Raw genomic sequence first — 12001 nt, forward strand, 5'->3', positions numbered from 1 at the left:
AAGTCCGTCCGCAGCGACCCGCGCCTCGCCGAGATCATGATCGGTGCTCCAGCCGGGCAACCCGAACTTCCAGCACGGCCGCCGGCGTCCTCGGGCGCGCCGTCGCGCAGCCGGGCGTGGGCCCGTTCGGCGGCGACCGGCGCCAGATAGCTCTCGACGGCGCGTGGCAGCATGGCGCCGCCGGGGCGCAGGAAGCGGCGCCGGGCGTCGTCGAGGATGGCGACGCAGTTCTCGTTGTCGGCGAGGTTGCCCATGATCTCGGAGATGACGAGGTCGACGGGTTCGGGCAGTTCGAGGTCGAAGGAGAGTCCGGGCAGCGGGTGGAAGCGGTCGCCGTGGCCGGCGGCGGCGAGGCGTTCGGCCGCGGTGGCGAGGATCCGCTCGTTCAGGTCGATGCCGTAGACCCGGGCCGCGCCGGCCTCCAGCGCCCAGCGGGCCAGGACGCCGGTGCCGGTGCCGAGGTCGAGGACGGTCGCGCCGGGCCGTACCGCCTCCGTGATCGCGCTCCGGTACGCCGTCATGCGCAGCCGGTCGCCGAGCATCAGGTCGTGGAAGCCGTCGTCCCAGTCGAGTAGCCGCTCGGAGGCCGGCAGCCACACCTGCTCGGGCTCGTAGGTCTGTCCGGCGGCACCGGCCCGGTGGACGGCGAGGGAGTCCTCGGCGGGGCCGGTGACCGGGCAGCCGGTGGCCAGGTCGAAGCCGCTGCGGTGCAGCGGGCAGGTGATGCGCAGGGTGCGCGGGTTGACGTGGCCGTGGACCATGCGGCCCAGGCGGTGCGGGCAGGCCCCGTCGATCTCGAACTCCCGGCCCCCGACCCGCACCAGGACGCGGCCGCCGGGGAGTTCTCGCAGCACGGCGTCGCTCACACCGCCTCCCGGGCCCGGGCCACGGCCGCCTCGAAGGCGGCGCCGACGAGTTCGGAGAGCAGCAGGGCGCCCGTCCACACGCGGGTGAAGTCGATGCCCCCGGCCGTCTCGCACTCCTTGACGGCGAGCTGCATCTCCCGCATGTGGAAGGTGTCGATGTGGAGGTGCTCGGTGTAGTAGCGCCCGTGGCCGATGCCGAGGCGCTCGCAGGCGCGGGCCTGGACGGTGAACGCGTCGGGGATGCCGGCCTCCAGGTACGCGAGGGCGCCGAGGAAGTAGGCGATGTCGTCGGCGCGCTGGGTGAGCCAGTAGAAGACGTTGAGGAACTGGTACGTCTCCTCGCCCGTGGTGTCCAGGAAGCTCTCCAGGTCCTGCGGAAGGCCGAGTTCGGCGAGCAGGTCGAGATAGAGCCGGGTGTGGGCCTGGCGCTCGTTGCCGCAGCCGAACTCGTCGATGAGGACCCGCATCACGGCCATCTGGGCGCGCAGCGGAAGCCGGGGCACCGCCGGGAAGAAGTTCTGCGCCTCGGTGAGCCCGTCGAGCGCGAACTCCCTTACGAACAAGGCGAATTCCTCGCGGCTCGCCTTCTCGGCGAGATAGCTCGCGGCCGTGGTCCCCTCGCGTTCGCGGGCCAGCAGGCCGTCCAGGCGGGTGGTCCACTCCGCGCGCGAGGCGACGGGTTCGGTGGTCTCGGTGAGCCGGCCGAGCAGCGGGCCGAGCCAGGCGGCCTCCAGTTCCTCGATCCGCGCCACGGTGCCTGCGGTGGGCCGGGAGCGGTTGAGCAGGAACAGCCGTTTGTGCGGGCTGCCGGTGGGCTGTGCGGTGACGTTCACCGCGGAACCTCCTTCGCTGTCGGGACAACGGCGCGTCGGTGCAGTTCGTTCTTGAGGGTCAGGTACCAGTCGTCGCGGTCGAGGCCGTAGCGGGCGCGGGCCTCGGCGAGCCGGGCGGCGTTCTCGTCGGACGGGTCGGTCATCAGGTCCCTGCACAGCTCCGGTTCGACGTTGCCGAGGGCCACGACGCAGCCGTCGACGGGGCCGGAGTCCAGCAGCAGGCGCTCCAGCCCCTGGAGCACGGGCACGCCGGGGCCGGCCGCGATCAGCTCGCGGGTGGCGGCCGCGTCGCCCGCCGAGTCCTTGACCGCGGCGATGCCGGGCAGCGCGCAGATCCGCAGCAGGGTGTCCCGGTCGAGGGCGTTCCGGGAGACCGCGGACTCGTGGTAGACGATCACGGGCAGCGGGGTGGCCGAGGTGAGGTCGGTGTAGTGCCGGACCATCTCCTCCTGGCTCACCCCGGGCCCGAACGGCGTGGCCGCCACGATCGCGGCGGCGCCGAGTTCCCGGGCGGTGCGGGCGCGGGCGGCGACCTCCGCCGTGGTGGGCCGCAGGATGCCGGCGAACACCGGCAGCCCGTCGGCGTGCCGTACGGTCGCCGCCACCACCGCCCGCCACTGAGGGTCCGTCAGCCGGGTTCCCTCGCCGGTGCCGAGCGCCGGCAGCAGCGCGTCGGCGTACGGCCGTACCGCCGCCACCAGCCGGGCCGTCCCGTCCTCGGACACGCTCCCCCGCTCCGTGACGGGGGTGACCAGGGCCACCGTCAGTCGGCCGATCACCGGGCGGTCTCCTCTCGCCGTCGTGCCGGGTCCGGGTTGCGTGGCGCGGCGGTTCACAGGGCGCCGGCCGGGACGCGCAGCGCCAGCGACCGGCGGTAGAGCGCTTCGAGCGGCCCGGGGAAGACGGGCTCGGGCCCGTCGGCGGCCGCCGGTGCCCGCACGGGCAGCCCCGGGTGCCGTGTGAGCCGGGGGCTCGCGGTGTGCAGCAGCCCCTCGCGGCCCGTGACCATGCCGAGCAGCAGCCGCTCGTGCACGGGGAGCGGGTCCGGGATCCCCGTGCCGTCGAGGGCCCGGCGCAGGTCGGCCTCGTCGTAGCCGACGCGGCGGATGTCCATGACGGTGTGGAGGTTGTCCATGAACGGGTAGTAGGCGTCCTGGAGTTCCCGGGCGTAGCCCCAGATGACGTCGTCGCAGCGGCCGACCTGTTCGAGGCTCATCACCAGCGTGCCGTCCAGACGGGCGGCGAAGAACGCCTTGCAGGCGACGCGCAGGCGTTCGTCGGCGCTGTTCATGCCGAGGAACAGCGCCGCGTCGGCGTACTCGGCGGCGTGCGGGGCGCAGGGCGGCTCAGCCGGCATGGCGGTCGAGCACCTCGCGCATCCGCACCATCGCGTCGGCGAAGGTCCGCGGTTCCCGGGCGAGCGCGAACCGCACGTGGGACTCGCCCTTGTCGGGTTGGCTCCAGAAGAAGTACCGGCCGGGCAGGACATAGACCTCGGCGGCGCCGAGGACGCGCTGGAGTTCGGTGGCGGTCAGTTCGGGGTGGTCGATGCGGGCCCAGGCGACGCTGACGCCGGCCACCGGGTCGTGCAGGTCCAGGATGGTCCCGTCGAGCGTCTTGCGGATGGCGTCCCGGTTGGCGCCCAGCACGTCGCGGACGGAGGCGAGCTGGTCGCGGCGGGAGTCCTCGACGTACTGGGTGAGCATGTGGAGGACGAAGGGCGAGACGTTGAGCAGGACGCTGGTGTGCAGGTTGTGGACGTCCTCGCGGATGTCGTCGCTGGGCGTGATCATGGCGGCCTTGGCGTCCTGCACCGGCCAGGTCTTCCCGGTGTCCTCGATGGCCAGGTAGGAGACGCCGGAGGACTCGAGCAGCTCGTAGACGTCGAACCGCTCCAGCTCGGAGCCGAACAGGGTGAAGGAGGCGAAGCAGAAGTCGAGGATCAGCAGCTTGTCGTGGTCCTTGCAGAAGCGGACCACCTCCTCGAAGCCCCGGCGCCCGTGCTGGAGCAGCGTGTAGCCGGTGGGGTTGTTGGGGTCGACGAGGAACAGGGCGTCGGTGCGCACCCGGCGCTTGAGCTCGGCGTAGATGCGGTCCGGGTCGTGCAGGGCGGACTCGTCGACGGGGTACAGCGGTACGCCCATGTTGTCGAGGACGTCGTAGAGGTTGTCGAAGCAGGGCTCGACCAGGGTGACCGACATCCGCCGCCGCCTGAGGTACATGCCGACGACCATGGTGGAGACGGACGCCGCGTAGGAGAGCATCGTCTTCCCGCGCTCCAGGGCGGTGCGCTGGCCGTGCAGGCGGAAGAAGGACTCCGTGAAACGCTGCTCGTAGGTGGCCTGGAGGCCGTTCTCCGCCTCGTACCACAGCTCGGGGAGCCGGGAGACGATGTCGTGCTGGGTGGCCGACTGGCGCTGGTGGGTGTGGGCGTCGGCGAGATTGAAGCGGGTGCGCAGTGCCTGGATCTCGTGCTGGGTCAGATCGGTGAGCTGCTGGTGGTCGGTTCCGGACAGGGTGCTGTACGGGTTCACGCTTCCTCCGGGTCATGTGCGGGATGAGCCTTCTGGAGAACAGACGTGCGCGACCGCGGCGCCCCGGGTGCGGGGTCGCGGCGGGATGGGAACGACCGGTCACGGGCGTACGGGCCCGCGCCCCGTCGGCGGTGCGGGGTGCGGGGCGGTGACGGCTGCCGCCTGGTGCGGCCGGCGGCTTCGGGAGCCGTGTGTCAGCGAGTGGAAGGCGCCGGCCGGGCGGCTGCGGAGCCGGCCTCGACGACGTGCGCGCGGTCTCTGATCCCTGCCATGTCTCCCCCGTCCGTCCCCCGTCGGCGGACTGCGGTCCGCGTCGGAACGATTGCACAACCGGTCTCGAACAAACAAGGGAATTCAGCGACTTGTGGGCTTCTTTCCCCGGCCCGTCACTGTCCGGTTCTGCAAGGGGTGCCGACTGTGCTTTCAGCGCTCGGACCGCTTTCAAACCCCACGTCAGAGGCATGATCACGAATTTCGGGCATGCCGAAGGGCGGGCCCGGAAAAAATTGCCGGGTCCGCTCATGGAGGGGCGATTTCCGGCCGGAAAACCGGGCCGCCGAGGGCGTGCCGGGAAAACCGCCGGAATATCGCCCCTCCCCCCTTCCGGGCCCGGGACGCAGACCGGGCCCGGGGGCGTCGGGGGCTCAGACCTCCCGGACCGCCTCGATCTCCAGCGACAGCTCGATCTCCTTGGAGACGAGGATGCCGCCGGTCTCCAGTGCCATGTTCCAGCTGAGTCCCCAGTCCTCCCGGTTGATCCGGCCGGCGGCGGAGAAGACCGTGCGGTCGCCGCCCCACGGATCGCGGGCGTAGCCCAGATAGTCGACGTCGAGGGTGACCGGGTGGGTCACGCCCTTGATCGTCAGGTCGCCGGTGAGCTTTCCGCTCCTGCCGTCCCAGGTCACCGAGGTGGACTCGAAGGTGGCCCGCGGGTGCTTCTCCACGTCGAAGAAGTCCCCGGAGCGCAGGTGGTCGTCGCGGGTCCGGTCGCCGCTGTCGACGCTCGCCATGTCGATCACCGCGGTCACCCTGGTGTCCTCGGGCCGCTCGCCGACGTGGACGGTGGCGTCCACCCCGGTGAAGCGCCCGCGCACCTTGGTCAGCATGAAGTGGCGTCCCACGAAGCCGACCTCGGCATGGCCCGGGTCGACCTTCCAGGGGCCCGGCGCCGGCAGTTCCACACCGCCGACCAGGCGGGTCGGCGTGGTCGCGCTCTCGGTCATCGGTCGTACCCTCTTCCCTCTGCTCGCTCTGCGGATTCCGCGTCGGCGCGCTCGGTGCGCCGGCCGGGTGTCAGGCGGACTCGGTCGGCAGGCCGGCGCCGATCCAGTCCTCCTTGCCGTCCTTGTAGGTGTGGACCCGCTCGTAGCCGAGCCGGGTCAGCCGCTCGGCGGCCTGACCGGAGTTCGGGCAGGTCACGCCGGTGCAGTAGACGATCACCTCGGACCGCTTGTCGGGCACCAGCTCCGGCGCGAGGACGTCCACCCGGTCGAGCGGCAGGCAGTGGGCGCCCGGCAGATGGGCCTCCTTCCAGTACTGCTCCGGCAGGGCCTCCAGCACCGTCACCGCGCCGGCGTCGATCTTCCGCTTGACCTCGTCACGGGTCAGGTTCCGCACCATGAGCCACCTCCGATGAAGACACGCGCTGTGTGCGCACCCACGCGGCCGTCCCGGCCTCGATTTCCGTGCGTGCGCACACACTTTAACCAGTGCGTGCGCACGCACGCAACGCCGGATAGAATCGCCTGGTGGCTGACCGGGACTACGGACTAGAGGCATGGCGGGCGATGCTGCTCGCCCACAACACCGCGCTGCGGGCGATCGAGAGCGACGTCCAGCGCGACGGCCGCGTCCCGCTCACGTGGTACGACGTGCTGCTCGAGCTCAAGGCGGCCGGCGCGGAGGGCCTGCGCATGCGGGAGGTCGCGAACCGCGTCGTGCTCAGCCGTACGCGGGTGAGCCGTCTGGTGGACGACATGGTGCGCGCCGGACTGGTGCGCAAGGTGCCCGATCCGCACGACGGCCGGGTGTCCTGGGCGGCGATCACCGAGGAGGGCGCCGCCGCGCTGCGCGCCACCGCCCCGGTGTACCTGCGCAGCATCCGCCGCCACTTCTCGGCCCATCTGAGCGACGAGGACGCCCAGGTCGTCGCCGAGGCCCTGCACAAGGTGGCGGAACAGGACCGCGACGTGGAGCTGGGCTGACCGGATCCCCGCCCCACCGGGAAGCTTTGCCCGCAGCAGGGCCGTTCCGGACCTGTTCATGGGAGGCGGCAGGTGCACACTGGACAGCGGGACGAGTGCCTGACTGCGGGGTGATGCAAGATGCAGAGCCGCTTTAGGAGCGACCGGCGGCTGACCGTGCGGATGACGGTCACCATGTTCCTGCTGGGACTGCTGTACGTGGGATTCGTCGCCGCCCTGATCGTGCTGCTGAAGTCGTGGCTGCTGGTCGTCGTCCTGATCGGCGCCATGTTCGTGGCGCAGTTCTGGTTCTCCGACCGGATCGCGATGTTCGCCATGCACGGCCGGGTCGTGGAGCGGGAGGAGTATCCCGAGCTGCACGCGGTCGTCGACCGGCTGTGCGCCATCGCGGACATGCCCAAGCCGGTGGTCGCCGTGTCCGCGATGGACATGCCGAACGCGTTCGCGACGGGCCGCAATCCCGACCACGCCGTGGTGTGTGTGACCACGGGTCTGCTGCGACGGCTGGAGCCCGCCGAACTGGAGGGCGTGCTCGCGCACGAGCTGTCGCACGTGGCGCACAAGGACGTCGCCGTGATCACGATCGCGTCCTTCCTGGGCGTGATCGCGGGACTGATCGTACGGTTCGCCTTCTACTCCCAGATCTTCGGCGGCGGCCGCAGGGACCAGAACACCGCCGTCGTCTTCGCCGCCGTGATGGGCGTCTCGGCCGCGGTCTACGCGCTCAGCTTCCTGCTGATCCGGGCGCTGTCCCGGTACCGGGAGCTGGCGGCCGACCGCGCCGCCGCGCATCTGACCGGCCGGCCCTCGGTGCTGGCCTCCGCGCTCACCAAGGTCACCGGGGACATCGCCCGGATCCCGACCAAGGACCTGCGCACGGCCCAGGCCTTCAACGCCTTCTACTTCACGCCCGCGACCGGCAAGGAGCCCGGGATCGAGCGGTTCTTCTCCACCCACCCGACCCTGGAGCAGCGGCTGGAGCAGCTGGGCCGGATCTCCGCGGAGCTCGGCGAGGCCGCCGTCCCCGGGTCGGCGGACTGAGCATGACACTGCGGCGGAAGGCGGGCTGAGCGTTGGGGTTGATGGACATCCTGCTGGGGCGCACCAAACCGGTCGCCCCGGACCTCGACCAGCTGTTCGCGCTGCCCTCGGCGGCCGTGACCCTCCAGGCGGCGGCCGGGTTCACGCCGACCGGGGGCGGCGCGGTGTGCTTCGCCACGGTCGAGGGCGCGGCCTTCGAGCAGACCCATCGGGAGGTGCAGGCGCTGCTCGACGCGGACGCCGAACGCTCCGGCCCGCCGGTGGAGCTGCGCCGGGACGACTACGGCTACTCGTGGCTGGTGTCCGAGCGGACCCCCGACCAGCTGCCGCAGCTCGTCAACGATCTGCACGCGGTGAACAGCTCCATGGAGGTCAACGGCTTCGGCCCGCAACTGCTGTGCTCGCTGGCCGGTTTCGCCGACGACAGCGGCCGCCGGCTGGCGCTCGTCTACCTGTACAAGCGGGGCACCTTCTACCCGTTCGCGCCGCTGCCCGGGGCCGGCGAGCGGCGGGACAACGCGCTGGAGCTCCAGGTGAAGTCGGTGCTCGCGAACGATCTGCGGATCGAACCGGACCTCGGCCGCTGGTTCCCGGTGTGGGGCGCCCCCGGGCTGTGACCGGGAGCGCCGTGCCTCATCCGCTCTTCTCGCGCCGCTGACGGCGGGTCTCGAAGGGACGCTCCCGCCGGTAGCGGCGCTCCCAGCGGGCCTGCCGGTCCCGGCGCTCCCGGTAGGCCCGGTAGCTGTCGGGCTGGGGGCCCGCGCCGGCGGGCGGGGCCGTACCGGGCGAGCCACGACCGTGTGTCACGTACAGACAGAGCAGGGCGACGGCGGCGAGCCACCAGAGGTGGTCGCCGAATCCGAGGATGACCAGGACGACCGTCCCGGCCGCGACGACGCCACGCATGACGGACCTCCATGGGGTGCGTGTGACGGGGGTGGGATGTGTCGGCTTCATGCCGTTTTCCAAGCGTAGGGAGGGCGCTCCCGCGGCTGCATCCCGTTTTCCGGCGCGGACGACGACGGCGCGGGGCGGCTCGCGCCCCGGCGAACGGACCGGCGTCCCGCCGGAGTTGCCCCCGGCCTCACACCTCCGGCGCCGCCGGGACCACCCCCGCCGCGATGGCCGCGCCGAGGGTGGCGTGGTCGGTGACGGTCTGGTCGGCGTAGGCGAGGGCGAAGTCGGCGACGGCCCGGTCGAAGGTGTCGGAGCCGCCGAGGTAGGCGGCGACGGCGATGCGGTCGCCGGAGCGGGCGTGGGCCCGGGCCAGTGCGGTGCCGCACAGCCGGGCGTACCGGACCAGGGCCGCAGGGCCCATCCCGGCGACGTCCACCGCGTCCTTCGCGTCCCGCAACCGGCGCCAGTAGAAGGCGCGGCCCTGCGGGCCGGTCATCGAGCCGAGGAAGACGTCGGCGGTGGACTGGAGCAGCCGCTGCCCGGCCACCACCCGCTGCCCGGGATGGACGAACGGCCCGTTCGGCAGGTGCTCCTCCAGCACCGACTTCCGCGCCTCCCGGATCCGCAGGAACAGCGGGTCTTCGGTGTCCCGCCCGCAGAGCAGCACCAGGAAGCAGCGCAGGCCCACGCTGCCGACTCCGGCGACCTCCCGGGCCGCGTCGGCGAACCGGTAGCGGTCGAGGAGCTGGCGGCGCTCGTCGGGGAGGGTGGAGCGGTAGTCGCTGAAGATCTTGCGCAGCGAGGCGGTGTCCGGGGCGCCGGCCGGTTCCAGGAGCGGCGGGTCGTGGATGATCCGCCGCTGCCCGTCGACCATCTCGGTGAGCTTGCCGAGGGCGTACGGACGGGTGCGGCGGCGGGTCCGGGCGAGGGTGGCGGCGGCGCGGCGGCGGGGCCGGCCTGAGCAGGCCGGCGACAGCAGGCCCGCGGTGTCGGTCCGCTCGTACCAGACGGCCAGTTCCCCGAGCCCGGCCAGCCGGCGCATGGCCGTGCGGTACCCGGTGGCGGCGGCCCGGGCGGCCGCGCGGGTCCCGGCCCGGCCGTGCCCGTTCTCCCGGGCGGTCAGGGCGACGCTGGCCGCGAGCCGCTTGACGTCCCACTCGAAGGGCCCGGGAAAGGTCTCGTCGAAGTCGTCGAGGTCGAACACGAGCCCGCCCTCGGGGGAGCCGTACAGCCCGAAGTTCAGCAGATGGGCGTCACCGCACAGCTGCACGGTGAGCCCGGTGTGCGGCTGGGCGGCGAGGTCGGCGGCCATCACGGCGGCGGCTCCGCGCAGGAAGGCCAGCGGCGAGACGGCCATCCTGCCGTAGCGCACCGGCAGCAGTTCGGGCAGCCGGTCGCGGCCCTGTCGTTCCAGCACCCCGACCGGGTCGGGCCGTCCGACGGGCGGCAGCCAGAAGCCGTGCGCGGTACGGGAGACGTGCTTGCGGGCCTGCTTGCCGCGCCGGGCGCGCTCCGCGGGGGCGTCCCGCCCGGCGCGGTCTTCGGGGATGCTCATACGACGGCCTCCTTCCGCGGTCTCCCGCTGCTCCCGTCACCTCCTGCTCGCAGTCAAGGCCCGGGGCGGGGCACGCGCATGCGGAGTACGGCGAACGGGTGAATCGGGGTCGGCGTGGCACGCCGGGCCCCCGCTCGGTACGGGGTCCCGGCGCCGGGGTCAGCGGCTGTAGCGCATGAACGCCCGCACCATCCGGCACGTGGTGTCGGACGGCGGGCGCATGCCGATCTTCTCGGCCGTGCCCCGGATGGTGTCGTCGCGGGCCTGGTCCGGCAGGTAGACGCCGGAGTCGAGCAGGGCTATGGCGAGGCGCATGGCCTTCAGGCGCCGGTTGTGCGTGACGTACCACTCGCGGGGCCGTCCGGCCGGCAGCGGACGCTTCGCCACGGGCTCGTAGGGCGAGTCGAACAGCACGGAACGCGTGGCGGTGGACTGGGTCGGCAACGGCTTCGGCTTCAGGGCGGCAGCGGGCACGGGCATCCTCCTGTCGCGGTCAGGGCACCGGCCGGAGAGTCGCGCGATGCCCTCGAACACTGCTTCTATTCTACGACCCACCACTGACAAAAGCCCCTGGCCACAAGGGCTTTCGGGGCCCCGGTGACGCAGGGGGAAGGCGGGGTTCGCGTACCGTGTGACGCATGGAAATCTGGATCAACCCGGCCTGCTCCAAGTGCCGCAGCGCGATCAGCCTGCTCGACGCCGAGGGGGCCGAGTACACCGTGCGTCGCTATCTGGAGGACGTGCCGAGCGAGGACGAGATCAGGGCGGTACTCGACCGGCTGAACCTCGAACCGTGGGACATCACCCGGACCCAGGAGGCGGCCGCCGGGGAGCTGGGCCTCAAGGACTGGGCCCGGGACGCGAGTACGCGGGAGCGGTGGATCAGCGCCCTCGCCGGGCACCCCGCGCTCATCCAGCGCCCGATCATCACCGCCGACGACGGCACCGCCCTGGTCGCGCGCACCGAGGAGGCCGTGCGGGACGCGATCTCCCACAGCAAGAGCTGAGGAAAGCTCAACTCCGATGTGACACAGGTTACTTGGCGGACTCCTGCGACCGCTGAGTAACCCCGTTCGGCATCTCGTACATAGCGGCGTACGCTCCCCTACCTCTTCAGGAGGCGCGCATGTCGCGCAGGAGAACTCTCGGCACGAAGAAGAAGGTCGCGCTGCTCGTCAGCGCCGCGGCGGTGGCGGGTGGCGGGGCCTTCGCGCTCGCGACCACGTCCAACGCGGCCCAGCCCGCGCAGAACGCGAAGACCCTGTCCGCCTCGGACTCGACCGTCTGCCAGGGACTCGCCACCGCCCACGGCAACAACGACCGGTTCATCGCGGACCAGCGGGCGCATCCGGACGCCCAGTCCGCGGCCCGGATCGCCAACCGCCAGGCGGTCATCAAGCAGATCGAGGTCCAGCAGAAGGCCGCCGGTTGCACGGTTGGGGAGTCGGCTCAGGGCTCCCAGAGCGGGCAGCAGGGACAGGCCGGTCAGCAGGGCGCAGGTCAGCAGGGCGCGGGCCAGCAGGCCGGCCAGCAGGGTTCGGGGATGCAGGCCGGGCAGCAGGGCGCGCAGCCCTCGCAGTCCGCCGCCGCGGGTGGCGGCGCCGGTGGCGGCGCCGCGGCCGCCGGCCAGCAGGTGTGCAAGGGCTCCACCGTGACGCTCTCCGGCGAGGCCGGCGCCCCGGCCGCGTCCAGCAACCAGTTCCCGGCGGGCACCACCCTGAAGGTCACCAACCTGGACAACAACAAGTCCACGACGGTGAAGGTCACCTCCGTCTCCGGCAGTTGTGTCCTGCTCAACAACGCGGCCTTCGAACAGGTCCGGGAGGCCGGCAAGTTCCTCATCCGGCACGCGGTGATCGAGAAGGTGGGGTGAGGCTGAGGCCGACAGGAAGCCGATGAGGTGGCGGGCCGGGGCGGAGGATGCCGCCCACGGCAGTGCCGTACCCGTCCTGGCCGTCACCTCGTTCGGGCACGGGTCCTGCCACAGCATGTGCGAGGAGTCCATGAGCGCCTGCATGCAGAAGGGTGGCCAGCAGCAGATGCGGGTCATGCGCGCGCTCATGGACTGCTC

At 72.1% G+C, this 12001-nt stretch carries 15 protein-coding genes; 5 read left to right on the forward strand and 10 right to left on the reverse strand.

Features of this window, described 5'->3' with window-relative positions; all coding sequences use genetic code 11:
- The 7 genes from ACWEN3_RS29425 to ACWEN3_RS29455 form a co-directional block, all read right to left on the reverse strand.
- A partial coding sequence (locus ACWEN3_RS29425) for a methyltransferase domain-containing protein (protein ID WP_452976747.1) occupies nt 1-866 on the reverse strand: 866 nt, incomplete at its 3' end.
- The gene (locus ACWEN3_RS29430) at nt 863-1699 is read right to left on the reverse strand and encodes an iron-containing redox enzyme family protein (protein WP_452976749.1); all 837 of its coding nucleotides are present in this window, start codon (nt 1697-1699) and stop codon (nt 863-865) included. The genes ACWEN3_RS29425 and ACWEN3_RS29430, both read right to left, overlap by 4 nt.
- Nucleotides 1696-2478 carry a dihydrodipicolinate synthase family protein gene (locus ACWEN3_RS29435; protein WP_452976751.1) on the reverse strand — a complete coding sequence of 261 codons (783 nt, stop codon included), beginning with the start codon at nt 2476-2478 and terminating at the stop codon, nt 1696-1698. Before ACWEN3_RS29435 ends, ACWEN3_RS29430 begins: the two co-directional genes overlap by 4 nt.
- A 53-nt stretch (nt 2479-2531) precedes the next feature.
- A complete protein-coding gene (locus tag ACWEN3_RS29440; RefSeq protein ID WP_452976753.1) occupies nt 2532-3056 on the reverse strand; it encodes a DUF6190 family protein in 525 nt (174 codons plus the stop codon).
- Complete coding sequence (locus ACWEN3_RS29445; RefSeq protein ID WP_452976755.1) at nt 3046-4233, reverse strand: pyridoxal phosphate-dependent aminotransferase; 1188 nt, start codon at nt 4231-4233, stop codon at nt 3046-3048. Before ACWEN3_RS29445 ends, ACWEN3_RS29440 begins: the two co-directional genes overlap by 11 nt.
- A 644-nt stretch (nt 4234-4877) precedes the next feature.
- Nucleotides 4878-5456, reverse strand: a complete 579-nt coding sequence (locus tag ACWEN3_RS29450; RefSeq protein ID WP_452976757.1) for a YceI family protein — start codon at nt 5454-5456, stop codon at nt 4878-4880.
- 70 nt (nt 5457-5526) lie between these two features.
- On the reverse strand, nt 5527-5853 hold the full coding sequence (locus ACWEN3_RS29455) for a rhodanese-like domain-containing protein (RefSeq protein WP_452976759.1): 327 nt from the start codon (nt 5851-5853) through the stop codon (nt 5527-5529).
- Between the two features lie 128 nt (nt 5854-5981).
- Between ACWEN3_RS29455 and ACWEN3_RS29460 the strand changes: the two genes are divergently transcribed.
- The 3 genes from ACWEN3_RS29460 (at nt 5982) to pspAB (ending at nt 8095) form a co-directional block, all read left to right on the forward strand.
- The gene (locus ACWEN3_RS29460) at nt 5982-6437 is read left to right on the forward strand and encodes a MarR family winged helix-turn-helix transcriptional regulator (RefSeq protein WP_452976761.1); all 456 of its coding nucleotides are present in this window, start codon (nt 5982-5984) and stop codon (nt 6435-6437) included.
- 120 nt (nt 6438-6557) lie between these two features.
- Entirely contained in the window at nt 6558-7478 is a 921-nt protein-coding gene (gene htpX / locus ACWEN3_RS29465) for a zinc metalloprotease HtpX (protein ID WP_452976763.1), read from the forward strand.
- A 32-nt stretch (nt 7479-7510) separates the two neighbouring features.
- Nucleotides 7511-8095 carry a PspA-associated protein PspAB gene (gene pspAB, locus ACWEN3_RS29470; protein ID WP_452976765.1) on the forward strand — a complete coding sequence of 195 codons (585 nt, stop codon included), beginning with the start codon at nt 7511-7513 and terminating at the stop codon, nt 8093-8095.
- Between the two features lie 16 nt (nt 8096-8111).
- Here the strand turns inward: pspAB and ACWEN3_RS29475 are convergent, their stop codons facing one another.
- The 3 genes from ACWEN3_RS29475 to ACWEN3_RS29485 form a co-directional block, all read right to left on the reverse strand.
- On the reverse strand, nt 8112-8384 hold the full coding sequence (locus ACWEN3_RS29475; protein ID WP_452976767.1) for a hypothetical protein: 273 nt from the start codon (nt 8382-8384) through the stop codon (nt 8112-8114).
- 178 nt (nt 8385-8562) lie between these two features.
- Nucleotides 8563-9930: a DUF2252 domain-containing protein gene (locus tag ACWEN3_RS29480; RefSeq protein ID WP_452976769.1), complete on the reverse strand. Its 1368-nt coding sequence runs from the start codon at nt 9928-9930 to the stop codon at nt 8563-8565.
- Between the two features lie 159 nt (nt 9931-10089).
- On the reverse strand, nt 10090-10404 hold the full coding sequence (locus tag ACWEN3_RS29485) for a hypothetical protein (protein ID WP_452976771.1): 315 nt from the start codon (nt 10402-10404) through the stop codon (nt 10090-10092).
- A 164-nt stretch (nt 10405-10568) separates the two neighbouring features.
- On the opposite strand from ACWEN3_RS29485, the gene ACWEN3_RS29490 reads away from it, so the two are divergent.
- Both ACWEN3_RS29490 and ACWEN3_RS29495 read left to right on the forward strand, forming a co-directional pair.
- Nucleotides 10569-10937, forward strand: a complete 369-nt coding sequence (locus tag ACWEN3_RS29490; protein ID WP_452976773.1) for an arsenate reductase family protein — start codon at nt 10569-10571, stop codon at nt 10935-10937.
- A 119-nt stretch (nt 10938-11056) separates the two neighbouring features.
- Entirely contained in the window at nt 11057-11803 is a 747-nt protein-coding gene (locus ACWEN3_RS29495; protein WP_452976775.1) for a hypothetical protein, read from the forward strand.
- Nucleotides 11804-12001: the final 198 nt, after the last annotated feature.

This window comes from Streptomyces sp. NPDC004561, from assembly GCF_053602155.1.